The organism is Kitasatospora sp. YST-16 (assembly GCF_026802215.1).
Lineage (GTDB): Bacteria > Actinomycetota > Actinomycetes > Streptomycetales > Streptomycetaceae > Kitasatospora > Kitasatospora cineracea.
This window is the reverse complement of record NZ_CP113837.1, coordinates 4071809-4098001: the sequence shown is the minus strand read 5'-3', so window position 1 is coordinate 4098001 and position 26193 is coordinate 4071809. Positions and strand designations below refer to the sequence as shown.

The 26193-nt window shown below is 73.9% G+C and carries 21 protein-coding genes; 5 read left to right on the top strand and 16 right to left on the bottom strand.

The window, feature by feature from the left end:
• Window positions 1–38: 38 nt before the first annotated feature.
• The 8 genes from OU787_RS18845 to OU787_RS18810 form a co-directional block, all read right to left on the bottom strand.
• Complete coding sequence (locus tag OU787_RS18845; RefSeq protein WP_268660071.1) at window positions 39–1049, bottom strand: LacI family DNA-binding transcriptional regulator; 1011 nt, start codon at window positions 1047–1049, stop codon at window positions 39–41.
• A gap of 5 nt (window positions 1050–1054) precedes the next feature.
• Window positions 1055–1384, bottom strand: a complete 330-nt coding sequence (locus tag OU787_RS18840; protein ID WP_268660070.1) for a DUF4229 domain-containing protein — start codon at window positions 1382–1384, stop codon at window positions 1055–1057.
• A gap of 83 nt (window positions 1385–1467) precedes the next feature.
• On the bottom strand, window positions 1468–1986 hold the full coding sequence (locus tag OU787_RS18835; protein WP_030458063.1) for a GNAT family N-acetyltransferase: 519 nt from the start codon (window positions 1984–1986) through the stop codon (window positions 1468–1470).
• Between the two features lie 9 nt (window positions 1987–1995).
• Window positions 1996–3318, bottom strand: a complete 1323-nt coding sequence (locus OU787_RS18830) for an MFS transporter (protein ID WP_268660069.1) — start codon at window positions 3316–3318, stop codon at window positions 1996–1998.
• 84 nt (window positions 3319–3402) lie between these two features.
• On the bottom strand, window positions 3403–4671 hold the full coding sequence (locus tag OU787_RS18825) for an MFS transporter (protein ID WP_268660068.1): 1269 nt from the start codon (window positions 4669–4671) through the stop codon (window positions 3403–3405).
• A gap of 380 nt (window positions 4672–5051) precedes the next feature.
• Entirely contained in the window at window positions 5052–5522 is a 471-nt protein-coding gene (locus tag OU787_RS18820; protein WP_268660067.1) for an ATP-binding protein, read from the bottom strand.
• 389 nt (window positions 5523–5911) lie between these two features.
• Window positions 5912–6775: a formyltetrahydrofolate deformylase gene (gene purU, locus OU787_RS18815; RefSeq protein ID WP_030458067.1), complete on the bottom strand. Its 864-nt coding sequence runs from the start codon at window positions 6773–6775 to the stop codon at window positions 5912–5914.
• Window positions 6776–6890: 115 nt separating this feature from the next.
• Window positions 6891–7328 (bottom strand): SCO4402 family protein, encoded by a 438-nt coding sequence (locus OU787_RS18810; protein ID WP_232794820.1) that lies wholly within the window; start codon window positions 7326–7328, stop codon window positions 6891–6893.
• Window positions 7329–7624: 296 nt separating this feature from the next.
• Here OU787_RS18810 and OU787_RS18805 point away from each other — a divergent pair, with 296 nt between their 5' ends.
• Complete coding sequence (locus tag OU787_RS18805; protein WP_268660066.1) at window positions 7625–8914, top strand: ABC transporter substrate-binding protein; 1290 nt, start codon at window positions 7625–7627, stop codon at window positions 8912–8914.
• A gap of 321 nt (window positions 8915–9235) precedes the next feature.
• Here OU787_RS18805 and OU787_RS18800 read toward each other — a convergent pair whose 3' ends face one another.
• Both OU787_RS18800 and OU787_RS18795 read right to left on the bottom strand, forming a co-directional pair.
• Window positions 9236–10390 (bottom strand): hypothetical protein, encoded by a 1155-nt coding sequence (locus OU787_RS18800; protein WP_268660065.1) that lies wholly within the window; start codon window positions 10388–10390, stop codon window positions 9236–9238.
• Window positions 10391–10579: 189 nt separating this feature from the next.
• Window positions 10580–11956 carry a hypothetical protein gene (locus tag OU787_RS18795; RefSeq protein ID WP_030458071.1) on the bottom strand — a complete coding sequence of 459 codons (1377 nt, stop codon included), beginning with the start codon at window positions 11954–11956 and terminating at the stop codon, window positions 10580–10582.
• Between the two features lie 255 nt (window positions 11957–12211).
• Between OU787_RS18795 and OU787_RS18790 the strand changes: the two genes are divergently transcribed.
• The gene (locus tag OU787_RS18790) at window positions 12212–12916 is read left to right on the top strand and encodes a bifunctional DNA primase/polymerase (RefSeq protein ID WP_268660064.1); all 705 of its coding nucleotides are present in this window, start codon (window positions 12212–12214) and stop codon (window positions 12914–12916) included.
• A gap of 581 nt (window positions 12917–13497) precedes the next feature.
• On the opposite strand, the gene OU787_RS18785 is transcribed toward OU787_RS18790, so the two are convergent.
• Window positions 13498–14187: a metal-dependent transcriptional regulator gene (locus tag OU787_RS18785; protein ID WP_268660063.1), complete on the bottom strand. Its 690-nt coding sequence runs from the start codon at window positions 14185–14187 to the stop codon at window positions 13498–13500.
• Window positions 14188–14384: 197 nt separating this feature from the next.
• Between OU787_RS18785 and OU787_RS18780 the strand changes: the two genes are divergently transcribed.
• The 3 genes from OU787_RS18780 (at window position 14385) to OU787_RS18770 (ending at window position 17092) form a co-directional block, all read left to right on the top strand.
• On the top strand, window positions 14385–15134 hold the full coding sequence (locus OU787_RS18780; RefSeq protein ID WP_030458074.1) for a sugar isomerase domain-containing protein: 750 nt from the start codon (window positions 14385–14387) through the stop codon (window positions 15132–15134).
• A gap of 109 nt (window positions 15135–15243) precedes the next feature.
• Complete coding sequence (locus OU787_RS18775; protein ID WP_268660062.1) at window positions 15244–16206, top strand: DUF4231 domain-containing protein; 963 nt, start codon at window positions 15244–15246, stop codon at window positions 16204–16206.
• Window positions 16207–16222: 16 nt separating this feature from the next.
• Complete coding sequence (locus tag OU787_RS18770; protein ID WP_268660061.1) at window positions 16223–17092, top strand: alpha/beta fold hydrolase; 870 nt, start codon at window positions 16223–16225, stop codon at window positions 17090–17092.
• A 161-nt stretch (window positions 17093–17253) separates the two neighbouring features.
• Here the strand turns inward: OU787_RS18770 and fxsT are convergent, their stop codons facing one another.
• The 5 genes from fxsT to fxsA form a co-directional block, all read right to left on the bottom strand.
• Window positions 17254–21255 carry an FxSxx-COOH system tetratricopeptide repeat protein gene (gene fxsT, locus OU787_RS18765; protein ID WP_268660060.1) on the bottom strand — a complete coding sequence of 1334 codons (4002 nt, stop codon included), beginning with the start codon at window positions 21253–21255 and terminating at the stop codon, window positions 17254–17256.
• 111 nt (window positions 21256–21366) lie between these two features.
• Window positions 21367–22617 carry a TIR-like protein FxsC gene (locus OU787_RS18760; protein WP_051816552.1) on the bottom strand — a complete coding sequence of 417 codons (1251 nt, stop codon included), beginning with the start codon at window positions 22615–22617 and terminating at the stop codon, window positions 21367–21369.
• A gap of 102 nt (window positions 22618–22719) precedes the next feature.
• On the bottom strand, window positions 22720–23562 hold the full coding sequence (locus tag OU787_RS18755) for an aminoglycoside N(3)-acetyltransferase (protein WP_268660059.1): 843 nt from the start codon (window positions 23560–23562) through the stop codon (window positions 22720–22722).
• The gene (locus tag OU787_RS18750; protein ID WP_268660058.1) at window positions 23559–25943 is read right to left on the bottom strand and encodes an FxsB family cyclophane-forming radical SAM/SPASM peptide maturase; all 2385 of its coding nucleotides are present in this window, start codon (window positions 25941–25943) and stop codon (window positions 23559–23561) included. Before OU787_RS18750 ends, OU787_RS18755 begins: the two co-directional genes overlap by 4 nt.
• 34 nt (window positions 25944–25977) lie before the next feature.
• A complete protein-coding gene (gene fxsA / locus OU787_RS18745; protein ID WP_268660057.1) occupies window positions 25978–26151 on the bottom strand; it encodes an FxSxx-COOH cyclophane-containing RiPP peptide in 174 nt (57 codons plus the stop codon).
• Window positions 26152–26193: the final 42 nt, after the last annotated feature.

Below are 26193 nucleotides of genomic sequence, written 5' to 3'. Positions count from 1 at the left end.
GCTCCGGCCTCCGCTCGGGCCGCCGACCCGGCCGCCGCTCAGGCCGCCGCGGTGGACCCGCGGACCACCAGCGTGGTCGCCAGCGGGCCCGCCGGCGGCGGCAGTTCGCCCTCCAGCAGGGACACCAGCGCGGCCAGCCCGGCCCGGCCCAGCTCCTCGCCCGGCAGGTCCACCGTGGTCAGCGGCGGGCTGAGCAGCTCCGCCACCGGGATGTTGTCCATCCCGACGACCGACAGGTCCTGCGGGATCCGCAGCCCCAGCTGCCCCGCCGCCCGGTACAGCCCGGACGCCACCACGTCGTCGTCGCACACCACCGCGCGCGGCCGCCCCGGCCCGTCCAGCAGCTCCCGGGCCGCCCGCTCCGCCTCCCGGCTGCCCTCGTTCAGGCTGACCGCCAGCTCCCGCACCTCCAGCCGCGCCGAGGCCGCCGCGAACGCCGCCTGCCGGACCCGGAAGGTGTGCGCCGAGTGCACCGAGCGCAGGTAGCCGATCCGCCGGTGCCCCAGCCCCGCCAGGTGGTCGACCGCCGCCCGCATGCCCGCCGCCAGGTCCAGCTCCAGCGTCGGGCGGCCCGGGTGGGCCGCCGGGTCGGCGTCCAGGAACACCGCCGCGGTGTCCGCGGGCAGCGGGCCCAGCTGCTTGTCGTCCGGCGAGCAGACCAGCAGCCCGTCGAACCGCCCGGCCGCGGCCGCCTCGGCCAGCACCGCCGCGTCCCAGCCGCTGGAGACCACCACGGCCAGCCCGTGCCGGGCCGCCTCCTCGTGGACGCCGGTCAGCACCCGGCCGAAGAACGGCCCCAGCAGGTTCGGCACCGCCAGCAGCACCATCCCGCTGCGCCCCAGCCGCAACTGCCGGCCGGCCGCCTGCGGGCGGTAGCCCAACTCCCGGGCCGCGGCGTGGATCCGCTCGCTGGTCGCCGCCGAGACCCGGTGCCCGGCGCTGCCGGAGAACACCAGCGAGACCGTCGCCTGCGACACCCCCGCCAGCCGGGCCACGTCACGGCCGGTCGGACGGCGGCGCGCGCCCTCGCCGGGCGGGCGCTCCGCCAACGCCGTCAGCCGGCCTGCGCCTGCCGGGACGCGGCCGCCCGGGCCGCGTCGTCCGCCGCGTCCTCGGCCGCGTCCCGCGCCGCCGCCCGGGACTTGCGGGACTCGATCCGGGCCGCGATCTGCGCCGACATCTCGTCGCGCTGCTTGCTCAGCACCACGTAGCTGACCGCCGACGAGGCCACCGCGGCCAGCACGAACAGCAGCAGCACGCCCATCGCGCCGACCACCGGGATCACCTTGAAGTGGCCCAGCAGCAGGGCGACCAGCAGGCAGGCCAGGAAGATGCTCACCCGCAGGGAGGTGTAGCGGAGCGTGGCGTGGTTCTTGCTGCTCACCGGGGTTCGTCCTTCGCTGCCGGGTCGCGCCGCGGGGCGCGCGGGGGTAATGGCCCTCCCAGTGAAGCACGACCTCACACCGCTCAGGCGCGCAGGTCGAGCCACATCGTCACGTCGTCCCGGTCGTCCCCGGGGGCCACCCGGATCGCCCCCGGCACCCGGCCCACCTCCTGGTACCCGCTGCGCCCGTAGAACTTCTCCAGCCCGTGCCCGCCGCGCAGCGTCAGCCGCAGCCCGGCCAGCCCCCACTCCCGGGCCACCCGCTCCGCCTCCGCCAGCAGCTGCGCGCCGTAGCCGCGGCCCTGGAAGTCGGGGTGCACCATCACCCGCTTCAGCATCCGCCAGTGGTCCATCAGGTCGAAGCGCATGTCCTCGAAGAACACCACCGCGGCGACCCGCCCGCCCGGCTCGTAGCCGACCAGCAGCCGGTCCGGCCCCAGCGCCCCGAACTGCCGCTCCGCGACCGGCCGGACCTGCGCCGCCGCCACCGGCGGCACGAACCCCACCGCGCCCCCGGCGTTGGACACGTCCGTCCACAGCGCCGTGATCTCCTCGCGCAACGCGGGCGTCGGGTCCGGATCCAGCACGAATCGCAAGGTCATGCGGCCAGCCTAGACGGGCGCGCCCACACCCCCCGTGCCCGCTCGGCGCAGCGCCAGGCAGCAGCCCACCGCCACCGCGCACAGCGCGCCCGCCGCGTACCAGGTGCTGTCGTAGTCGCCGAAGCTGTCGCGGGCCAGCCCCGCCAGGCCGGCCACCGCGGCGGCGCCGACCTGGTGGGCGGCCAGCACCCAGCCGAAGACGATCGGGGCGTCCGGGCCGAAGTGGCGGCGGCAGAGCGCGACGGTGGGCGGGACGGTGGCCACCCAGTCGAGGCCGTAGAAGATCACGAAGGCCAGGATCGGCGGCCGCAGGCTCTCGCCGAACAGGGCGGGCAGGCAGGCCAGCGAGAGCCCGCGCAGCGCGTAGTAGACGACCAGCAGCCGGACCGGCTCGAAGCGGTCGGTGAACCAGCCGCTGGCTATCGTCCCGGCGACGTCGAAGACGCCGATCAGGGCGAGCAGCGAGGCGCCGGTGGTGACCGGCATGCCGTGGTCGTGGGCGGCCGGGATGAAGTGGGTGCCGACCAGGCCGACGGTGGTGGCGCCGCAGATGGCGAAGGAGCCGGCCAGCAGCCAGAACGCCCGCACCCGCAGCGCCCCGCGCAGCACCCGCAGCGAGCGGGCGACCGCCGACCCGTCGGTGGCCGGCGGCGGCGGGGCCGAGGTCGCGCCGTAGGGCAACTGCCCGACGTCGGACGGGTGTTCGCGCATCAGCAGCAGGACGGGGACGGCCACCGCGGTGGCGCAGAGCGAGACCACCACGACGGCCGTCCGCCAGCCGTGCCGCTCGACGAGCGCGGCGAGCACCGGCATGAAGACCAGGTTCCCGGCCGCGCCGGCCGCGGTGAGGACGCCGGTGACCAGGCCCTGCCGGGCCTCGAACCAGCGGCCGGAGATGGTGGTGGCGAAGGCCCCGGCCATCGAGCCGCTGCCGAGGCCGACCAGCACGCCCCAGCAGAGGATCAGCTGCCAGGGGTGGGTCATCAGCATGGTGAGCCCGGCGCCGGTGGAGATGGTCAGCAGCGCGCAGACCACCACCGGCCGGACGCCGAAGCGGTCCATCAGGGCGGCGGCGAACGGCGCGGTGAGGCCGTAGAGGGCGAGGTTGACCGAGACGGCGCTGGAGATGGTGGCGCGGGACCAGCCGAACTCGTCGTGCAGGGCGTCCATCATCAGGCTGGGCGTGGAGCGGAACCCGGCCGAGCCGATCAGCACGACCAGCGAGACGGCGACCACGATCCAGCCGTAGTGGACCCGGGGGGTGCGGCGGGGGCGGGGCGGGTCCCCGCCGCGGTCGGCGGCGGGGGCGGGGGTGAGTTCCAGTTCCTTCACCCGTCCGAGTCTCCCGGTCCGGCCCCGCCGCCACGACGGCTCCGGCTGCCACGAATGCCCGAATTACTGACAGCGGGCGGCCGTTCAGTGCCCGGAGGCCACCGTCCCGCCGTCGGGCACCCGGCGCAGGCCGCGGATCGGCGGGCTGAGCAGCAGCGTCGCGGCGACGGCCAGGGTGACGACGCCGCCGATCAGGTACACCCGGGTCGCGCCCAGGGCCTCGACGGCGGGCCCGGCCAGCGCGGAGCCGATCGGGAACATGCAGACGGAGCCCGCCACTTCGTACGCGTGGATCCGGTTGAGCACCTCGCCGGGCACCTGGGTCTGCACGCTGGTGGCCCACATGACGCCCCAGAAGCTGATGCCGATGCCGGAGACCAGCTGGGCGGTGCCGAGCAGCGGCCAGGGCAGTCCGGCGGCGAACGCGAACTGCTGGACGGCGAAGGTGAACAGGGCCACCGCGCCGGCCGCGAGCGGGCGGGCCGGCTTGACCCGGATCGCCAGCAGGCCGCCGATCACGGTGCCCGCGCCGAACATGCCGTTGATCAGGCCGTAGACGGTGCCGCCCTCGCGCGCGATGACCTGACCGGCCACCACCGGGCCGAGCGGGCCCCAGGAGAGCACGGTGAAGGCCATCCAGATCAGGATGACGCCCCACATCCAGCTGCGGGACCAGAACTCGTGCCAGCCGCCGACCAGGTTGCGCCACAGGCTGTCGCCGGGCGGCGGGGCGGGGACCGGGCCGAGCCGCAGCGCGAGCAGGCAGCAGGCGCTGATCGCGTACATCACGGCGGCGATCACCATCACCCAGCCGGTGGAGGCGGCGGCCAGCAGGCCGGCCAGCGGCGGGCCGACCAGGGTGGTGAGCGCCTCGGAGATCCGCAGCACGCCGTTGGCGCCCTGCACGTCGGTGGAGACCAGCGGGACGGTGGAGGCCGCGCCGGGCTGGAACATCGCGGCGGCGGTCCCGGCCAGGGCGAGCAGCAGGTAGAGCTGCCAGAGCTGGTCGACGCCGCGGAAGAAGAGCAGCGCGAGCAGGACCCGGGTGGTGAGGTTGAGCAGGTCGGCGAAGATCATCAGCCGCCGGGCGGTGAACCGGTCGGCCAGCACGCCGCCGAACAGCACCAGTCCGGCGAACGGGCCGAGCAGGAAGGCCATGGCGAACCCGACCGTGGAGGTCGAGTGGTGGGCGGCGATCAGGCCGGCCGAGACGGCGACGGGGAGCATCGCGTCGCTCAGCAGTCCGGCCGAGCGGGCGGTGAAGTAGAGGCGGAAGTTGCCCGACCAGATCGCGGGCGGTTTCACTGCGCTGACCTGCGGGGTGGGGGCGGCGTGTAGTTCGGGTGCGGTCACCTGGACAGTTTTGGTGTAGACCACTGCCGGTTTCCAGTGATTTCGGGTCACGATGCGGCGTCTGCGCGCCGGGTGACCGCACGGCGGCCCGCCGTGCGCACCCCGAGCACGGCACGGCGGACCGCCGTGCGGTCGGCGTCCGGGCCCTGAAGCCGTGACGCCCGGGCGGCCCGATTTCGCCGAGGTTCCGGACGGGGTCGGCCAACGACCCCCTGAGTGTCGGCACCGCCCGGTCTCCCTCGGCGTCCCCTCGCAACGGGCGCCGCACCCAAGAGTGATCAGTCGGATACGTCACGTCAATGGGTTGTCCGAAATTCAGACGGGGTTGTCCGAGGCGTGGGCCGCGCGCAACCGGCGCACGGCGCCGGGGCCGTCCCCGCTCAGCGGGCCGAGGCCACCGGGGCCGCCGGCTGCGCGGCCGCCGCGCAGGGCGCCCCGTCCGGGCCGCCGATCTCGCACCACACCCGCTTGCCGGAGCCGTCCGGGTACCAGCCCCAGCGCTCGCAGAGCAGCTCGACCAGCTCCAGGCCGCGGCCGTTGGTGGCGTCCTCGTCGGCCCCGGCGTGCCGCGGCGCGGGGGCGGTGCGGCTGGCGTCGGCGACCTCCACCCGGACGACCGGCGCGGGCGCGGCGGCGGGGCCGACCGGCAGCAGCAGTCTGAGCACCGCCGGGTGGCCGGTGTGCACCACCGCGTTGGTGACCAGTTCGGAGACCACCAGCACCAGGGTCTCGGCCACCGGGGAGTCCTGGTCGATCCCGCCGGCCCGCAGCCGGTCGCGGACCCACCGCCTGGCCCGTGACACCTCCGCCGGGTCCGCCTGGACCGCCAGCTGTACCTGGAGTACCTGCACCGTTCCACCACCCGCACTAGGTATTCGGCCCGCTTGATCCCGCCGGTCCGGTCGGCCGCACGGAGCGGAGGTCACCGACCGGGACTGCCCATGGCATCGACACGAATACGCCCCAGAATGATTCCGCGACCGGGTCGCAGCAAGAGCTTCGGGCATATTCCAGCGTTCGGGGGACGGCTCGGTGCATACTGTCCCGCTCACCCTGCCGGGGTTCGCACGACCGGTCGGCGGCACCGCCCTCGCGGGTACCCCCGACCGTACCGCCGGGGGGCGCCCCGGCACCGTCCCGCCACGGGCGAACCACCCTTCCTACAAATGTCCGACGGGCCTCGAACGTCCGGGCCCCGTACGGGGGAAGGGTGCTGAACGGGCGTCGGGCGGGCCCGCCGTCAGGCGAACACCACCGTGCGGGTGCCGTTCAGCAGCACCCGGCGCTCGCTGTGCCACTTCACCGCGCGGGCCAGCGCCTGGCACTCGACGTCCCGGCCGAGCGCCACCAGCTGCTCGGGGGTGACGTCGTGGGTGACCCGGGCGACCTCCTGCTCGATGATCGGGCCCTCGTCCAGGTCCGCGGTGACGTAGTGCGCGGTGGCGCCGATCAGCTTCACGCCCCGGGCGTGCGCCTGGTGGTACGGCTTGGCGCCCTTGAAGCTCGGCAGGAAGGAGTGGTGGATGTTGATGACCCGTCCGGACAGCGCCTTGCACAGGTCGTCCGAGAGCACCTGCATGTAGCGGGCCAGCACCACCAGGTCGATCCGCTGCTCGGCGACCAGGTCGAGCAGCTTCTGCTCGGCGTCCGCCTTGGTGTCCTTGGTCACCGGCAGGTGGTGGAACGGGATGCCGTACGACTCGGTCAGCTCGCGGAAGTCGGTGTGGTTGGAGACCACGCCGGCGATCTCCACCGGCAGCGCCCCGATCCGGGTGCGGAACAGCAGGTCGTTCAGGCAGTGCCCGAACTTGGAGACCATCAGCAGCACCCGCATCCGCTCCGCGGACTCGTGGATCTGCCACTCCATCCGGAACGAGGCGCCGACCGCCGCGAAGCTCGCCCGGAGCTTCTCCGCGGTCACCGGCTGCTCGGCCGAGAAGTGCACCCGCATGAAGAACAGGCCGGTGCCGCCGTCGCCGAACTGCTGGCTGTCGATGATGTTGCAGCCCGTCATGAACAGGTAGCTGGAGACCGCGTGCACGATGCCCTGCTTGTCGGGACAGGACAGCGTCAGGACGTACTGGGAGCGGACGGTCTCTTCCATCGTGCGGGGCCCCGTTTCTCGGCTCGGGTGGGTGGACGGCAACGGCCCAGCCTGGCACAGATCGCCCCGCCGCGGAGCCGCCGACCGCCACCCGAGACTCCCCCGGCGCCGCCGGTCAGCCGCGCGCGGTCAGCCGCGCCAGCTCCGCCGGCGAGCAGGGCGGCAGGTCCGGGTCGTCACCGTCGGCCACCGCCAGCCGGTAGTGCGCCTCGCGGGCCGCCCGCACCGCCTCCGGCCAGTCCGGGTGGCCCAGGTACGCGGCGGCCGGGGCGTCCGCGCCGACCTGGTGCACGATCCGCAGCACCCGCAGCACCGCGCCGTCCACCGCGACCGCCTCCGCGGAGTCCCGGAACACCGAGCCGACGTACTTCTCCGCCGACCAGCGGTCCAGCCAGCTGTCCTCCACCAGCCGGTACACGGCGTCGGTGAGGTCGCCGTACCCGCCGGGGCCGTCCAGCCAGGCCGCCCGCTGGAAACCGGGGTCGGAGAACATGTGCAGCGCCGAGCGGATCCGGGCCCGCCAGCGCCACCAGGGCAGATCGCTCAGGGGCATGCCGCCCATCGTGCTGGAGCGGCCGCCCGTTCGAGAAGTGCTTCGGGCAGACCGGTACGCGGAATCCATGCTGTCTGACACGGGAGTCGATCGTACGTTCCCGGCCCCGCCTGCTCCACACCCCTCCCTCTACACGCGTCACGCACCGGTGGCGCTCCGTGTTACTCCCCCGTTGGCGATCCGTTCACATCACGTCCCTCTCGGCGTGCCCGGTGGCCACCACCCTTGATCCGCCGAGCCTGCGCAACGGAGCACGGGACAGCCCGCAGCAGCACGTCCAGGAGGAAGAGAGCGCCATGACGCGGAACGGAACCCCCCAGCCGCCCCCCGCCGTCAGCGGACGCCGCCGCGCCACCGCCGCCCTCGCGGCCTCGGCCGCGCTGCTGCCCGCCCTGCTCTCCGCCGCCGCCTGCGGAGGGCCCGCCGCCGCCGACGCCGCCGGCAAGGACGTCACCGTGATGACCTGGGCCCCGTCCGGCACCGGCGCCGCCGACCGCCCCGGCATGACCGCCCTCGCCGAGGCCATCGGCCGCGAACTCAACGACCACGACGGCCTGGCCGGCCGCAAGGTCCGGATCCTGACCTGCAACGAGCACGACACCACCGACGGCGCCACCGCCTGCGCCAGCCAGGCCGTCAACGCCCACGCGGTGGCCGTGGTCGGCTCCGCCAGCCAGTACGGCAGCAACTTCATGCCGATCCTCGAACAGGCCGGCATCCCCTTCGTCGGCGGCTACGGCCTCTCCGGCCCCGAGTTCAGCAGCCCGCTCTCCTACCCGGTCAACGGCGGCCTGCCCGCCCTGGTCGCGGGCAGCGGACGCCAGCTGGTCGAGGCCGGCTGCAAGCAGATCGCCCTGATCCGCCCCGACACCCGGGCCGGCGACGCCCTGGTCAACTACCTCGGCGGCGCCGTCAAGCAGACCGGGATCAAGGTCGTCGACATCAAGGCCCCCGAGAAGTCCAACGACTACTCGCAGGAGGCCCGCCGGGCCATCGGCGACGACCGGACCGGCAACTGCCTGCTCTCCGCCCTCGGCGCCGAACCCACCGCCAACCTGCTCGACCCGTACCGCCGCGCCAACCCGAAGAACACCCAACTCGCCTCCGTCATCGGCTCCTTCCAGCAGTCCGTGGTCGACTCCACCGGCGGCGACAACGGCCCGCTGCGCGGCGCGTACGCCACCGGCTGGTTCCCCGCCGAATCCTCCCCCGTCTGGGACGCCCTGCGCACCACCGCCCGCAGCTACGGCAACGGCGCCACCATCGACGTCTCCGACCCCGGCGTGCAGACCACCTGGGTCGCCTACCAGGTGCTCCGCCAGGCCGCCGGCCGGATCGACCGCAGCAAGCCGATCACCCCCAAGGCCCTCCAGGTGATCCTCGACAGCGGCGACCCCATCGACACCGCCGGCACCACCCCGCCCCTCGGCTGGGGCATCGCCAACATGCTCCCCAGCGCCGACTCCCCCCGCCTGGTCAACACCTCGGTGACCTTCCAACGCGTCCAGAACGGCCGCCTCACCGAACAGCACCAAGGCTTCACCGACGTCCGCTGGGTCCTCACCGGCGACACACCCCCGGCCTGACCCGCAAGAGCGCCAGACCCTGCGCAAGCAGGGGCGCGGGGAAGAACTGCCGCGCCAGACCCTGCGAAACCAGGGGCGCGGGGAGGACTGCAGCAGGCCCACCCGAGCGAAACCAGGGGCGCGGGGAACTGCGCGGCCAACCGAGCACCCACAGCCAGATCGCCTCGCAGGACAGTGGGTTGCACTATCCCGCGACCGCACCGACGTGCTCCTCCGCTGCGCGCAGTTCCCCGCGCCCCCGGTTCCGCACCATCCCGTCGGCGCAGCAGTCCCCCCGTCCGCGCCCTCCCGCCCGCGCAGCAGCAGCCCCCGCCGGGAGGCTCAGAGTTCGCCCGCGCCCTTGTCCGGCAGCCCCGTCTTCGAGGCGATCGCGCCCCACAGCTCCGCCGCCTGCTTCTTCGCCGTGGTGGCCGTGCCACTCGCGGCGTCGCCCTTGCGGAGGTGGTCGTTGTCCTTGGCCTTGCCCGGGTCGCAGCCGCCCGCCAGGTCTCCCGCCCACTGGGCGTACTCGGAGTCGGCGGTGGCGGACGCCTGCCAGGCCTGCTGGAGCTGGTCGACCAGCTTGCTGCCGTCGGCCAGCTTGTCGACCTTGAGGGCGCCGAGCTTGGTGAGCAGGTCCTGCCGCTGGCCCGCGGCGGCGGTGAGCGCGTTCTGCGCGTCCGGCAGGTTCTGGCACTTGCCGGCCGCGGCGACCGCGTTGACCACCGAGGTGCGGCTGGCGCTGGCGGTGCCGAGCAGGTCGGACATGGCCTGGGCCTGGGCCTTGGTCTCGGGGGTGACGGCGGCGTTGCCGCTGTTCGCGCTGGGGGCGTTGGCGCTCTGGCTGGCGGAGGTCCCGCCCTTCCCCTTGGCGGTGTCGTTGCTCTTGTCCCCGCCGCTGGACAGCACGCCGATCAGCACCGCGATCACCGCGACGCCGGCCACGCCCGCGCCGATCAGGATCTTCGGGTCGGGCTTGCGGCGGCCGCCGTCCGGCTGCTGGTGGCCGTTCCCGGCGTACCCGCCGTCCCCGGCGTACGCCGGCTGCTGCTGCGGGGCGCCGTAGCCGCCGCCGTAGGTGGGCTGGGCGGGCTGGGGGGCGTACCCGGGCTGCGGCTGCTGCACCGCCTGCTGTCCGCCGAAGGTCGGGTCGCCGTAGCTGGGCTGGGGGCCGCCGATGGACGGGCCGCCGCCGGGCGGGCCGCCGGCCGGGTAGGGCGGCAGGTACTGGGTGGCGCCCTCGTCGCCCGTGGGGGCTGCAGGGGCCTGCTGCGGGGGCGCGCCCCAGTACTCGGGGCTGCCGCTCTGGCCGAGCGGCGGCGCGGACTGCTGCTGCGGGACGGGTGCCTGCGGGGGTGCGGGCGGCTGGGGCTGGGCGTACGGGGGCTGCGCGGCGGCCTGCGCCGGACTGCCCTGGCCGTCTGCGGCGGGCTCCGGCCGGAACAGGTCGTCCAGATTGAATTCGCCGGAGTTGGGATACGAGCGGCGCTGGCTCAACGCGATTCCTCACCTGTGCACGGCACCGGGATCCCGGGCCTTTCGGTTGCCCCGCCGGATTGCTGACGGCGGACCACAACTGCGAGGCCACGGTACCGGTTCACCGGCACAGGTGACTACGTGGGCTGCTGTTCTGTGCTATTGCTTCACGTCCGGGGGCCCGCCGCGGCGGGCCCCGGACGCCGGGCGCTACGCGGCCTCGCCGTCCATCCGGGCGTGGAACTCCCGCACCGCCCGGTGGCCGCGGTACGGCTCCAGCCGGGTGCGGAAGTCGTCCAGGTACTCGACGCCGCGGTTGGAGCGCAGCCCGCTGAGCAGCCGGACCGCCTCGGTGCCGGTCTCGCAGGCGCGCTCCAGGTCGCGCTGCTGGAGCTGGGCGGTGGCGAGCAGGACCAGGTCGACGGCGCGCCGGCGGACCCGGTGCGCGGGGTGCAGTTCGAGCGCGGTGCGGGCGTAGTGCTCGGCCCGCTCGCCCTGCTGGAGGTCCCGGTGGCAGTGCGCCAACTCGTCGGCCAGGTACGCCTCGTCGAAGTGCACGATCCAGTCGGGGTCGTCGACGGGGTTGCGCCGCTCCATCGCGGCCAGTGCCTTGGCCGCGACGCTCTCGCAGGCGTACGCGTCGCCGAGCAGGGCGTGGCCGCGGGCCTCGGCGGCGTAGAACATCGCCATCGCGGTGGGCGTGGCCACGCTGCGGGCGCCCTCCTGGGCGGCGCGGGCGAGTTGGGCGATCTCCCGGGGGTTGCCGAGGGTCGCGGCGAGGTGGCTCATCGAGGCGGCCAGCACGTAGCCGCCGTAGCCGCGGTCGTCGGCGGCCTGGGCGAGGCGCAGCGCCTGGATGTAGTACCGCTGGGCGAGGCCGGGCTGGCCGGTGTCGACCGCCATGTAGCCGGCCAGTTCGGTCAGCCGGGCGACGGCGCCGAAGAGTTGACGTCCCGTCTCGTCGCGGTAGGAGCCGCCGAGGAAGCCGGAGACCACGCTGTTGAGGTAGTGCACCACGACCGGGCGGACGTGGCCGCTGCCGAAGCGGTGGTCGAGGTCGACCAGCATCTGGGTGGTCGCCCGGATCGCCGCGACGTCGGCCAGGCCGACCCGGGTGCCGCCGGTGCGGGCGACCACCGGGTCCGGCGGGGTGATCAGCCAGTCCCGGCTGGGTTCGACCAGCGCGGAGGCGGCGACGGTGGTGCCGGCCAGGAAGTCCCGCTTGCCGACGTCGCTGCGCCACAGCTCGCAGATCTGCTCCAGCGCGGCGCCCAGGCTGGGCGCGAACTGCAGTCCGACGGCGGAGCTGAGGCTCTTGCCGTCGGCCATGCCGATCTCGTCCACGGTCACGCCGCGGCCGAGTTTGCGGCCCAGCGCCTCGGCGATCACCGCGGGCGCCTGCCCGCGTGGTTGTTGCCCGCGCAGCCAGCGGGCGACGGAGGTCTTGTCGTAGCGAAGGTCCAGTCCGTGCTCCGCGCCGCAGAGGTTGACCCGGCGGGCCAGGCCCGCGTTGGAGCAGCCCGCCTCCTGGATCAGCTGCTGCAGGCGCTCGTTCGGCTCTCGTGCGACGAGTGGTCTCGCGGCCATGGGATTTTTCCGCCTCCCCAACGCCGTCCGGACCCGACCGGAGGGCGACGACTGTGCAACACCATGCGGAATACCCACGGTGACGTACCCACTCCCCACGCGCCCGGGTGAATGCCCCTGTGCGCCCCCACTGCGCCCGTTACCGCCCCTGCTCAGCCGACCGGTTCCGACCAGGATCACCGTCCCGGGTGACAAGCCCCGTTCCGTTCGAGGCGTTCGGCCCCGGGCCGTAACCCGCACTCACGGACGGTAGTTGTGCAGCACGTGGACAACACCCCGGGAGCCCCCGAACAGAACCTGCCGCCGCTGCTGCTCGAAGCCGTCCGCTACGCCGAGGACCGGCACTGGGAGGTCGTGCCCGGCGCCTGGCTGCTCGACGGCGACGCCCCGGCCCGCTGCTCCTGCGGCGAGGAGCGCTGCGAGCTCCCCGGCGCGCACCCCCTCGGCGCGGACTGGCGGAGCCGGGCGAGCTCCGGGCCCGGGGTGGTCCGCACCTGGTGGACGGAGAACCCGGAGGCCTCGATCCTGCTGCCCACCGGCCGGACGTTCGACGTGCTGGACGTGCCGGAGGTGGCGGGCTGCCTGGCGCTGGCCCGGATGGAGCGGATGGGGCTGCAGCTGGGCCCGGTGGTGGCGGTGCCGGCCGCGCCGGGGCGCAGCGGGCGGCGGCTGCACTTCCTGGTGCTGCCCGGCGTGGTCGACAAGCTGCCGGACATGCTCCGGCAGATCGGCTGGTCGCCGGAGCGCCTGGACCTGGTGGCGCGCGGCGAGGGCGACTGGGTGGTGGCTCCGCCGTCCCGGGTCGGCGGGTACGCGTCCGCGCAGTGGGCCCGGCCGCCGTCCGCGCTGAACCGCTGGCTGCCGGACGCGCTGGAGCTGGTCAGCCCGCTCGCGTACGCCTGCGGGCGCGAGGCCGGGGCGCCGCGCCCCGTGCAGCGCGCGGCGGCCGCCGCGCGCTGACCTCCCGAGCGTGCCCCCGGCCGATCCGGTGGGGGCAGTCCGCGCGACACCCCGCGCGGCCGTGGCGGGCCCGGCCTCCCGATCCGGAGGCTCGGGCCCGCCGTTCGCCTGCTCGGGGCGCCCGCCACGGGCCGTCCCGGGCCGCCGCGGGGCCTTTGCCGAGCCGTCCGGAGCACGATCTTCCGGAACCGGTCGTCATACCCGCAGGTCAACGCGGGAAGCCCACCGATCGGGTGACATCGCTCAAGGATTGGCCCCGGTTGCCGAGGGGATCATCCTCAGCGTCGGCACGGAACCGGTGGAGCGGAAGGAGAGCGGACGGACCGAGAGCGCGGGGGGCTGCCGGGAGGGCGTTCGGACGGGGAAGCCGAATGCGGCAGCGGGAGGGAGCAGGGAGGGAGCAGGGTACGGCCGGGCGCGGCCGGGGAGCCGCGCACGACCGGCCCGCAGCGGGTGGGGACAAGGAGGGGAGCGGGGTGGGGAACGGCGCAGGGCCCGGTGTGGGGACACCGGGCCCTGCGCCGTTCTGCCGCTCGTTCTGCCGCTCGGCCCGCGTTCTGCCGCTCGACCCGCTCCGCGGGCTACGCGTGGGCGACGAAGACGTGCGCGGCGATCTCCTTGCCGAGCTCGGCCGCGCTCTCGCCGCTGCCGACCAGCACGCCGCCGGAGGCCGGGGAGACCCGCACCGTCGCCCCCGGGCGGACGCCCGCCCGGCGCAGGGTGCGCATCAGCTCGCCGTCGGTCTGGATCGGCTCGCCGATCCGGCGGACCACCACGTCCACCCCGTCCTTGCCCGCGACGGCCTCCAGCGTCACCAGCCCGGCGTCGTAGCCCTCGCCCTCGGCCTTGGTGTCGCCGAGCTCGTCCAGGCCCGGGATCGGGTTGCCGTACGGGGACTGGGTGGGGTGGCCGAGCATGGCGAGCACCTTGCGCTCGACCGTCTCGCTCATCACGTGCTCCCAGCGGCAGGCCTCCTCGTGGACCTGCTCCCACTCCAGGCCGATCACGTCCACGAGCAGGCACTCGGCGATCCGGTGCTTGCGCATCACCCGGACGGCCAACTTGCGCCCCTCGCCGGTCAGTTCGAGGTGCCGGTCCTCGGCGACCTGGAGCAGGCCGTCCCGCTCCATCCGGCCCACCGTCTGGCTCACCGTGGGGCCGGACTGCTCCAGCCGCTCGGCGATCCGGGCGCGCATCGGGGTGATGCCCTCCTCCTCCAGCTCCAGGATGGTGCGGAGGTACATCTCAGTGGTGTCGATCAGCCCTGACATCGCCCCTGGCTCCGTTCTTCGGTGTCCTCACCGCCAATTCTGACGCATGGGGATGACAACCGGCTGCGGCCGCCCGCTATGCCCGGGCCTTTTCGTCGTGGTTGACAGCCGGGTCCGGCGCGGGCCACCGTGCACGCCGTAGCTTTCTCCAGAGCGGTCTGGACCACCCGGCCGCCCCGAACGCGGACGGAGCAGAGATGAGCGAACTGGTCGGCCGGTACCTGGACGCCGCCGTGGCCCACCTGGAGCGGATCCGCGCCGAGGAGGGGGAGAACATCGAGGCCGCCGCGGAACTGCTGGCCGAGGCCGTCGAGCACGGCCGGCGGATCTTCACCTACGGCGCCGGGCACTCCTCGCTGGCCGCCCAGGACGTGGTCTACCGGGCCGGCGGCCTGGTCGTGATGAACCTGCTGAACGTCCCCGGGATGACCGGCGTCAACGTGATGCCCGCCCACCTGGGCAGCGCCCTGGAGCGGGTGTCCGGCCTGGCCACCACCACGCTCGACCTCACCCCGGCCCGCAGCGGCGACCTGCTGTTCGTGATCTCGCTCTCCGGCCGCCAGGTGATGCCGGTCGAGCTGGCCCGGCACGCCCGCGACCGCGGCCTGAAGGTGATCGGCGTGACCTCGCTGGCCTACCCGGGCGCGGTGAGCTCCAACGACCCGTCCGGCACCTACCTCAAGGACAACTGCGACGTCGTCCTGGACAGCAAGATCGGCCTCGGCGACGGCGAGCTCGACCACCCCGGCGCCGGCGCCCCGTTCGGCTCGGTCTCCACCATCACCACCAGCGCCCTGATGCAGTCCGTGACGGCCGCCGCGATCGGCAAGCTGGCCGACCGGGGCATCACCCCGCCGCTGTTCCGCTCCGGGAACGTGGACGGCGGCACCGAGTGGAACAACAAGGTGATCGCCGACAACGCGGACCGGATCTTCTACGCCTGGTAGCCCTCGCGGCGACCCGCCCCATTCGGCCAACTCCGGCCGTGCTCGCGTAAGTTCACCCGGCGCTGGGAAGGACTCACGGGACCGGTGAGACTGCGCTGCGGGGGCGGGGATGGCGGCTGGGACGGGGCGTTCGATCGGCTTCGTGCGGGAGCAGGACCTGCTCCCGCGCGTCTTCTGGGCCGCCGACGGCGCGTCCCTGCAGGGCCAGGCCCGGGCGGTGGCGCTCTCCCGCTGGGAGCTGCTGCTGCTGGTGGGCGCCGCCTTCGCGGGCTCCGCGGACGGCCCGGTCTGGGCCTGGGCCGCCGCCGTGGCGTACCTCGGCGCGCTGTTCATCGCCGTCACCGTCGCCCGGCAGAACCCGCAGCGGCTCTGGTACGACGGCCGGGCGGTCGCCGAATCGGTGAAGACCCTGGTGTGGAAGTACGCGGTGCGCGCCGACTCCTACCAGCCGCCGCCGCGCAAGCTGCCCGACGCCGAGCGCCTCTACGACGTCCAGCTCTCGGGCATCCTCGGCGAGTTCGACACCGACCTGGTCTCCCCCGGGGTCACCGAGGAGCTGAGCACCTGGCGCGCCCCGGCCCGCCACCCGCAGATCACCGACACCATGGAGAAGCTGCGCGAGCAGCCGCTGCCGGTGCGCCGCGAGGTCTACCTGCGCGAACGGGTGCAGAGCCAGCGCCAGTGGTACCAGGCCAAGGCCGTCCAGTGCCGCAACGCCACCCGCCGGGTCGGCCGGCTGGCCGTCGTGCTGCCCGCGGCCGGCCTGCTGCTGGCGGTGCTGCGCGCGCTCGGCGAGTTCGGCTTCGACGCGCTCGGCGCGATCTCCGCCGTCGCCGCCTCCGTCTCCGCCTGGGCCCAGCTGCGCCAGTACCGCCCGCAGGCCGCCGCCTACACCCTGGCCGCCGCCGAACTCTCCAAGGTGGAAGCCCAGTTGGCCTCCGTCGACCTGAGCGCCGCGGACTCCGAGGAGACCTGGGCCCGGCTCGCCCGGGACGCCGAGGACGCCATCTCCCGCGAGCACACCACCTGGCAGGCGCGCCGCGAGGTGCGCAGCCTCGACATCCCCGGCTGAGCAGGAGGACCACCGCGTGGCGACACGGAGGATCGAGACGCCGGACGGCGGCGTCCTCGCCGTCGAGACGTCCGGGGACCCGTCCGGCCACCCGGTGTTCCTGCTGCACGGGACGCCGGGCAGCAGGGTCGGCCCGGCCCCGCGCGGCGCCGTGCTGGCCCGGATGCGGGTCCGGCTGATCTCCTTCGACCGGCCCGGCTACGGCGACTCCACCCGGCTGCCCGGCCGCGACGTGGCCGCCGCGGCGACCGACGTCACCGTCATCGCCGACGCGCTCGGCCTCGACCGCTTCTCCGTGGTCGGCCGCTCCGGCGGCGGCCCGCACGCGCTGGCCTGCGCCGCGCTGCTGCCCGACCGGGTCCGCCGGGCGGCCACCCAGGTCTCGCTGGCCCCGCGCCACGCGGACGGCCTGGACTGGTTCGAGGGCATGACCCCGTCCAACGAACACGCCTACCGGCAGGCCGAGTTGGGCCAGCCGCGGATCGCCGGCCAGTTCCAGGTCCGGTCCCGGGTGATCCGCCGCGACCCGGCCCAGCTGATCCGCAACCTGGTCCCCGAACTGACCCCGCCGGACCGCACCGTGGTCGCCGACATCGGCATCCGCCGGATCCTGCACTCCACCTACCGGCAGGCGTTCCGCTACGGCGCCGACGGCTGGATCGACGACGTGCTGGCCTTCATCGCCGACTGGGGCTTCGCCGTGGAGAGCATCCGCGCCCCGGTCCGGCTCTGGCACGGCGCCGAGGACCGGTTCTCCCCGGTCGGCCACTCCGCCTGGCTGGCCGACCACATCCCCGGCGCCCAGCTCTACCTCGAACCGGGCGCCGCCCACTTCGGCGCCCTCAAGGAGATGACCGACGCCATCCGCTGGGCCGCCCACGCCTAGCGCGCTGCGCGCGCGGCGCGAGGGCGGGGGCGCGAGGAACGGCGCGACCGGCCGCGCACCCCCGGCAGGACCGCGGAACGGGACGAGCCGCCGTCCTGCCTCGCGGTCCTGCGGGAAGCGCCCGACCGGCCCCCGCTCCCCCTCCCCCTCCCGTCCTCACCTCACAGCGGCTGCGGCTCCAGGTCCCGGTTGCTGCGCTGCCAGCCGCGGGCGGCGACCACCGACGGGTGCTCCTCGCCGAAGAGTTCGACCAGTCCGGCGACCGCCTGCATCCGCAGCGCCTCCGCCTCGCTGCGGCGGCCCGCGTCGCGCAGCGTGACGGCGAGGTTGGCCTGGCAGACCAGCGCGTCCGGGTGGGTGGCGCCGTACCGGTGGGAGAGGCCCTCGTACGCGGTGCGGCCGAGCGCCTCGGCCTCCCGGTGCTCGCCGTTCTCGGCGAGCGCGTTGGCCAGGTTGATGGCGGCGTTGAGGACGAACGGGTGGTCGTCGCCGAGGACCCGGGCCAGGCCGGCCGCCGCGGTGCGGCCGTGGGTGATGGCGCCCTCCAGGTCGCCGGAGCCGCGCAGGTAGATGGCGAGGTTGTTCTCGCAGGCGAAGGTGAACGGGTGGTCGTCGCCGAACAGCCGCCGGTGGCCCTCGTAGGCGTCGGTGGCGATGTCGCGGGCGGTCTCCTTGTCGCCGGCGGCGCTGTGGTCGGCGGCCAGGTTGAGCCGGCAGGCCAGCGCGTCGGCGAAGTCGGGGCCGAACAGGTCGACGTAGCGCTCGTAGGTGCGCTCGGTGAGTTCCCGGGCCTCGGTGTACTGGCCGGCCCGGCGCAGCGAGACGGCCAGCGACTTGGCGTTGCGCAGCTCCTCCGGCAGGTCGGACTGCTGGAGGTCGGCGAAGGCCTCGGTGACCTCCCGCAGCAGTTCCACCGAGCCCTTGTAGTCGCCCATCTCGCGCAGGTCGCGGGCCAGGTTGGACTTGGTGCCCAGGGTGTAGGGGTGGTGCGGGCCGCGGACGGCGGCGTTGCGCTCGACGGTGTCCTGGTCGAGGTCGCGGGCGGCGAGGCTGTTGCCGACCAGGCGGTGGTCGATGGCGAGGTTGTTGGCGACGGTGAGGGTGCGTGGGTCGTCCTCGCCGAAGAGCTCGACGAACTGGTCGTAGGTGTCCTGGTCGAGGGCGAGCGCCTCCTGGAACCGGTTGAGGTAGCGCAGGTCGGCGGCCATCGAGTTGGCGGTCATCAGGGTGTACGGGTGGTGCTCGCCGAGGAGTTCGCGCTGGCCGAGCAGGGTGGCCTGGTTGAGCGCCAGGGACTCGCCGTAGGAGCCCTTGGAGCGCAGCACGTTGGCGATCTGCAGGCGCAGGCTGAGGATCTGCCGGCGCCAGATCTTCTGCTCGGCCTGGTCGGGTTCGTTCTCGGAGCGGACGGTCCAGGCGGTGTCGAGCTGGCGGCCGAGCTGCAGGGCCTGGTCGAGGTCGACGCGCTTCCACAGGTAGCGGACCCGGTCGATGAGCAGTTCGCGCACCTCGCGCTCGTCGCAGTCCTGGGCCCGGGACGGCGTGAGGTGGGGCCAGATCTTCTCCAGGGTGGGCCAGTTGGCGGGGTCGTCGGTGTCGCCGCGGGAGGGCCGGGCGTTGACCAGGATGCGGTGCACCTGGTGCATGGCGAGGTTGCGCTCGTTCTCGCTCATGCCGCTGCGGACGACGGCCTGGACCAGCCGGTGGACCTGGAAGGAGTCGGAGCCGGCGTCGGTCTTGGCCAGCGCGTAGCGGCTGACGGCGCGCAGCACCTTGCCGAGCAGGAAGGTGTCGGTGAGTTCCTCGTCGTACGGGAACAGCGCGATCCGCATCTGCTCGGAGAAGAAGAACTGCCGCAGCGAGATCGGCTCGGGCGCGAAGAACGCGCACAGTTCGAGCAGCCGCACGGCGGCCGGGGACTGCTCGCGCAGCCGGGCGATCGAGACGTTCCAGGTGAGGCCGACCGGGGTGGGGTAGTCGACGGGGGTCTCGCCGGCCGCGAGGACCTTGGTGGCCTCGGCCTTGAGCTGGTTGACGTAGGTCTCCACCGGGGTGCGGGTGGTCTCCAGCCAGGCGGCGGCGACCTCGACGGCCAGCGGCAGGTCGCCGACCGCCTCGGCGACCCGGTCGGCGTCGGCGCGGGCCAGGCCGCGGACCCGGCGGGTGAGGTGGTCGACGGACTCGGTGCGGTCGAAGACGTCGACGTTGAGCACGCCGGCCTGCCCGGACCAGCCCTGGTTGCGGGAGGTGACCAGGATGTGGCCGGGGCCGTCGGGGAAGAACCGGCGGATCTCGCCCGGCTCGTCCGCGTTGTCGAAGATCAGCAGCCAGTTGGGGGTCGGGATGCCCTGCCGGAGCGCGTCGCGGGTGGCCTGGGCGGCCTCGCTGACGTTGTCGCCGACCCGCAGTCCGAGCCGCCCGGCGAGGTCGGCGAGGTCGGAGACCACGTTCTCGCTCTGCTCGGCGTCGATCCACCACACCAGGTCGTAGTGCGACATGTAGCGGTGCGCGTACTCCAGCGCGACCTGGGTCTTGCCGACGCCGCCGAGGCCGTACAGGGTCTGCGGCGGCGGCAGCACCGCGGTGGTGCCGCCGGCCAGTTGGGCCCGCAGGTCGTCGAGGACCTTGACCCGGCCGGTGAACGAGTGGTTGCGCTGCGGCACCTCCCAGTAGGTGGGCTTGGTGCCGGGGAAGCGCGGTGCGCCGGGGCTGCGCTCGGGCAGTTCGGTCTCGGTGCGGCCGAGCGCCCGCAGCAGCGCGGTGGCGGCGGCGGCCTCGTCGCGGCCGATCAGGTCGACCGGGTTGCGGTTGTTGTACGGCGCGTTGAGGCGGACGTCGGAGACCCGGACCGGGATCAGCTGGCGGCGGGCCCCGGCCGGGTCGGCCAGCACGGTGCGGTCCCACAGCGCCTGGGCCTGCGGGGACTGCAGGTAGGAGGCGGACAGCAGGGCGACGGTGCGGTACGCGGAGTCGATGCCGCGGCCGGTGGCCTCGCGCGGGTTGGCCCCGGCGCCGAGGTCGCGCGGGACGACCCGGTAGCCGGCGTCGGCGAGCAGCGCGGAGATCCAGTCCGCCCAGGCCCGGTCCTCGGGGACGTAGCTGAGGTACAGGTCGGCGGGCGCGGTGGGGCGGCGGCGGGCGAAGCCGTCGAGGAAGCGCAGCCGCAGGTCCTCGGGCATCGGCGGCAGCCCGGCGACCCCGCCCCGGGTGACCTCCCGGGTGAGGCGCTCGTTGGCGGCGAGCATCGAGCCGGGCAGTCCGGTCTGGTCGCCGAACGGGGAGAGGATCTCCTCGTAGGCGTAGAACGGCCGGTAGGGGATCTCCACGCCGGCCCAGTAGCGGGCCAGTTCGGCCTCGCCGCGGCCGGCGGGCAGGCCGGCGAACTTGATCCGGGCCAGCGCCCGGCCGGCGTCGGCCTTCTCCTTCTCGCCCTCGTCGATGCGCATCGGGACGGGCAGGATCCGGATCTCCCGGTCGCCGTAGCGGTCCTCGATCACCCGGGCGATCCGGGAGGCGCCGTCGATCGACTGGTCGCTGAGGGTGAAGCAGACCACCAGGTCGTCGGGCATCTCGACGGTGCAGATGTCGGCGGTGTCGGTGAGGCCGGTGCGGCTGTCGATCAGCACGTAGTCGTAGCGGCGCTTCATGTCGGCGCGCAGCGACTGGATGAACCGGCGGCCCTCGTAGCGCTCGTAGAGCAGGTCCCAGTCGAGCCGGGCGACGGAGTAGTCGCGGTTCTGCTGCCCGGCGGGGACGAGGTCGATCCGTCCGGTGCCGGGGAAGTGCGGCCAGGCCAGCGAGAGGGCGTGCGGGTGGATCCGGGCGAAGTCCTCGATCCACTGCGGGTGGCGGTCGACCGGGCGGCGGGCCTCCTCCAGGTACTCGCCGAACAGGTCCATGATGCCGGTGGTGGCGGCGACCACCTCGGGGTTGAGGAAGGGCCGGAAGAACTGGGCGAGTCCGGGGGCCTCCAGGTCCCAGTCGACGACCAGCACCCGGTGCCCGTTGGCGGCCAGGATCCAGGCGGTGTTGGCCAGCGCCATGGTGCGGCCGGTGCCGCCCTTGTAGGAGTAGAAGGTGACGATCCGGCCCTGCCGGTCCTCGGTGGCGGTGTCGCGGCGGGGCGACTGGTGCTGCGGGCCCTTCGTCGGCCTCTCGGTCATGAGATTCCCTCCCCCGGGCCCTTGGTGCCCGTCGTGGTGCCGCACGCCGTGCTCACCGGTCGGAGTCCCGACCGTCCGGTGCCTTGCTGGCTGGTGCCGTCCGGGCCCGGTTCAGGGCCCGATGCTGGGTCTGCGGTCGACCGGGCCGTCCTCGGGGCGGTCCGGGTACTGCTGCTGCTCGTGGGCGGTGCAGGCGCGCATCACGGCGCGCTCCATCTCGCCCCGGAACTCCTCGATGCTGCCGGGGGCGCCCACCGCGGGCTCCTCGCGCAGGGTGGGCCGGCGCCGGGAGCCGCGGCTGACGGTCAGCACGCTGTCGCCGAGTTCGTCGAGCATCCGCTCGTGGTCGAGGTTCTGCTGGTCGGCGCGGTTCCAGGGCTCGATGACGGCGACCGCGCCGTGGTTGCGCCGGTCGAGCCGGCGCACCGCCTCGGAGCGCCGCCCGTCCAGGAACGCCCACCGGTCGACCAGCAGCACGCAGGGCGCGTTCGGCCGCTCCCCGGTCAGCAACTGTTCGGACTCCTCCTCGAACTCCCCGACGGTGGGGTGGAAGCCCATCCCGCGGGCGATGTCGGCGGCGTCCTGGGCCAGCGGCCGGGCGGAGTCCGGGCGGTAGGGCTGCCAGTCGGTGCGCCGCTCGCCGTAGCAGAGCGGGCTGCGCTGGGGCGGCAGTTCGCGCTCCCGGTAGGAGAACACCGCGATCCGCACCTGGTCGGCGGCGTCGGGCGGGTCGAAGGCGGACGGCTGGGACTCGAAGTCGAGCACCTGCCCGGCCGGGATGACGGTCTGTTCGGCGACGTCGACGATCCGCCGGGCCAGCCGCCACACCGCGGTGTGGTACTCGGAGCTGAACGCGGCGATCTTCATCAGCGCGTACAGGCCCTCGTTGGCGTACTCGGCGCCGAAGCTGTCGTGGTTGAACTGGAGTTCACCGGCCACCCGGGGCAGCTGGTAGTGCTCCATCGACACCCACAGCGCCGGGACGATGCCGGTCATCCGCTCGGCGGTGGGCCGCCGCTGGTAGACCGAGCGGCGGGTGAACAGGTGCCACTCCCGGCCGCACGCCTCGGACTTGAAGTAGCGGGGCGAGTACAGCGGCACGAACACCCGGCAGCTGGCCAGCTCCCGCGACAGCCGCTCGGCCCACTTCTGCCCCTGGTGCATCGAGCGGTCCATGAACCCGACCGGGTGGCCGGACGGCGCGTCGGTGATCTGCAGGATCGCCTCGCACAGGTCCTGGTAGAGCTTGGCCACCCACAGGTTGGGGTCGGCCGCGCCCCGGGAGTTGATCCGCGGGGTGTGTGCGTAGCTGAGGAAGAAGTACGGCCTGGGAGCGTCCTTCCGCTGGCCCCCGCTGCTCACACGCGCCTCCCCCGAGCCCGCCTGTCACTGTCTCCCCGAAAGGGACTCAAGTGTAGGAAGACCGGAGGTCCGAATGGAATAGGGCCTTGATCTGATGGCGACTCAACTTCTGCGTTGCACAAACCACTTGTATGCGAGATCGACCGCGTCCGGGATCGGCATCAGGATACTCTCGGCCCCGCCGACCCGGCCCCGCCTCAGGCTCCCCAGCTCACGGATCAGCATCTCGCCCATCTCCTCGAAGTGCGCGATCTGCAGCCGGAGGCCGGTGAACTCCTCGACCTTGTGCGGGTCCTCCGGGGTCCACCGGACACAGGTGTAGTCCTGTTCCGGCCGGTTCGGCTGCCAGTACTCCAGCAGGTGGAGGGGCGTGCAGCAGGCCATCGGCGCTCCCAGCAGCAGGCTCTGCGCCCCGTTCCGGTACAGCTGGCCGTTGGGAGAATCGTCGCCCAGGTGACAGGAGAACGGGTGCTCCGCGGTCAGGCTCTCGGCGGCGGGCCCGAGCGCGGCGAACGAGGTCTGCGGGTGCGCGCTGCGGACCGCTCCCGGCCACTTCCGGACCACCTCGGAGAGCCGGCCCATGGTCGGCGAAGCGGCGGTGTCCTCGCGGTTCCAGCCGGGCATCTGCCGGTGGTATTCGGCCAGTTGGGCGGGGGTTTTCCCGGAGATCACGGCCAGGTAGTCCGGGGAGGTCCGGGAGTTCTCGGGTGTAGCGGTGTACACGACCAGCGTGCCGCGCGCCCCCAGCGCCGCCAGGAGCGCCTCCACCACCCCGTTCGCGCCCCCCTCCACCGGTCCGATCGCACGCAGCGAGGACTGCACCAGTAGAATCCCGCCCTCCTGGACGCCCAGCTCCCGTAGCTGCTCGGCCAGTTGGTCGACCGTCCAGGGCCGGTACCGCCCGGTGCGCACCGAGAGGCCCGGACGCACCACCGTGCCGGTCATCCTCGGCCCGCCGCTTCCTGCCAGACCGCCCGGTCAGCAGCCACGGCCTCCTTCGCGGCCCGCTCGGCCGCCGCGCCGACCGGCAGCTCGAACGAAGCCGCGAGCGTCGCGCGCATTCCTTCGGCGAAGCGCTGCCCGAGCGGGGTGAGCGAGCCGGACCCAGCCAGCGTTCCGACCGCGTCCGCGGTGTGCGTACGCCAAGTGGCCAGTTGCAGTCGGGCCGCAGCGGCGGCCTCGCTCCGGACCCCGTCGAAGGCCCGCACCCGGCTCGCCCAGTACGCGGCAACCGCGAGATGCGCGTACGTGCCCTGCAACAATCCCTCCAGCGGGCGCGGGTCGGGCCGCCACGGCGCGTAGTAGAGCCGGCCGTCCTCCTGGTCGTACAGGTCGAACAGGTCGAGCACCGCGCCGAGCTTGACGTGCTGGAACTCGTGGGCGAGCAGCAGCGCCAGCACCGGTGCGGTGCTCGGCCGGGCAATGCCGACCGCGCCGTACGCCTGCCGGGCGGCGGCACTGACGTCCCGCCCGTTCGGGCCGGGGGCCAGCGGGGTGACGGTGCCGAGGCCCGCCGCGATCCCGGCCGCGTACTCGGGCAGGTCCCGGCCGAGTAGTTCCCAGGCCTCGCGCAACCCGCCGGTCCAGTCGAGGAGTTCGGCTTCGGAGAGGCGTCCGGCGACGGGCCACTGATGGCTGTCGCGCTGCGGGTCGGTGTCCTCCAGGGCGAGCGTCCAGCCGGGCAGGGCGGCCCGGCGGACCGGCTGCCACAGGTGGTCGCCGGGCCGATCCCAGCGGACAGTGTGCTCCTCGCAGGACAGCCCGTCGGCGTCCCCACGCAGCACCGCCTCGGTCCGGCCGTCCATCCGCAGCCGCCCCAGGGTCGGTAGGTGCAGCCACCCGTCCCGGACCGGTAGCAGCAGTTCGAACCCGGCCCGCCCGCGGGCCGCCGCGGCGGCAGCCAACTCGGCCAACCCTCCCAGGTCGCCACGCGGGTCGCCGCCCAGGCAGCGCACCGCCCAAACCCGGACGTACGGGTGGGCGAGCACCCCGTCGAGCGCGCCCGGCGCGCTCCGGTCGGTCTCGGCCAGCAGTTGCCAGGCGGCGCTGTTCCCGGCCGCCCCGACGGCTGTCACCAGCCGCCGGGAGAGCTCCAGTTGGGCCTTGCCGAGAGCGTTGACCGTCTCGGCGCCGCCGAACCCGCGGGCCAGCTCGTCGAGGTGTCGGTCAGTCACCGGCTGCCGCTGCTGGGCGGGCACGGCCGCCGGGGCGGCGGCGGTCCGGTCGCGGATGGTGGTGATGAGCTTCAAGAGGTCCCCGCAGTACACCGACGGGTGGTCGAAGCCCCCGCCGGTCCGGTATCGGTGGGCGTAGAGGCCGCCGCCGCAGCTGCGCACCACCGGGCAGGCCCGGCACTGCGCGGCCAGTCCGGCCAGTCCGGACTGTCGCTCGCGCAACCCGGGGTGCCGGGCGACCTCGTCCAGGCTGTGCGCGAACACGTCGAAGCCGGTGGCGGGCGCGCCGTCGTAGGCGGTCTTGAGGCTGTCGGCCTGCTCCAGCGTCCCGTCGGTCTCGACGACCACCAGGTCGGCCGGGTCCAGGCCGAGCGACTCGGTGAGGCTGGAGCGGCCGCGCAGGGTGCGGTGCACCGAGTCGAAGATCCGCACCGGCACCGGGCGACCTTGCGCGGTCCAGTGCCGGTGGATCGCCAGCAGCCAGTCCGCGTAGGGCGTCGGCCCCGACCCCTCGGGGCGGACCGGCGGGTGGTCCCAGGTGGCGTGTGGCAGCAGGAAGTCGATCCGGGGCGGCTGCTCGGCGACCAGCGCCTCGTAGACAGCGATCGGATCGTTGGCGACGTCGACGGTGCACAGCAGTCCGGCGTACAGGTGCCGGAACTCCGGCTCGCGCAACAACGCCAGCGCGGCCAGCACCTTGGCGTGGCTGGAGCGGCCATCCGGAAAGAGCCGGTGCCGGTCGTTGGCAAGCCGGTCGCCGTCCAGCGAGATACCGACCTTGATGCCCTGCGCGGCGAAGAGTTCGCAGAACCGGCGGCTCAGCAGCACGCCGTTGGTGTGGATCCGCAGGTCCAGCACGCAGCCCTCGGGCAGCGCGCCCCGAAGCAGTTCGGCGGCCCGCCGCAGGGTCGTCGCCCCCGCCAACAGGGGCTCACCGCCATGCAGCACGACGTGCACGGCGGGGAGCCGGTGAGCCCTGGCGTGCTCCGCGATCCGCGCCGCGGTCCGGGCCAGTACCTGTTCGGTCGTGGCTCGCGCTTTGCGGCTCCAACTCGTGTCGGAGTGCTCGTACACGTAACAGTGATCACAGGCAAGGTCGCACCGGCTGTGGACCTTGATCACGAACTGACTGAAAGGTACTGTCGCGGACATTTCGGGCGAACCGATTCGGCGCTTCCCGCCCGATTCAGATGGACGACTGGAACGCGGCCACCGCCACCTGACGCGCCGCTGCGGTCGGCAGCACCCGCTCGATCTGCGCGGTGAGATCCTCGGCATCCAGTGCGGCGAGGTCGGCCAGGGCGGCGCGCTCGAAAGCGACCTGGGGCTCGGACAGGTCTGTGGCGAGTGCAGTGGTCATCGGCGTTGCCTTTTCACTGGAGGCGTGCGGACGGGGAAGTGG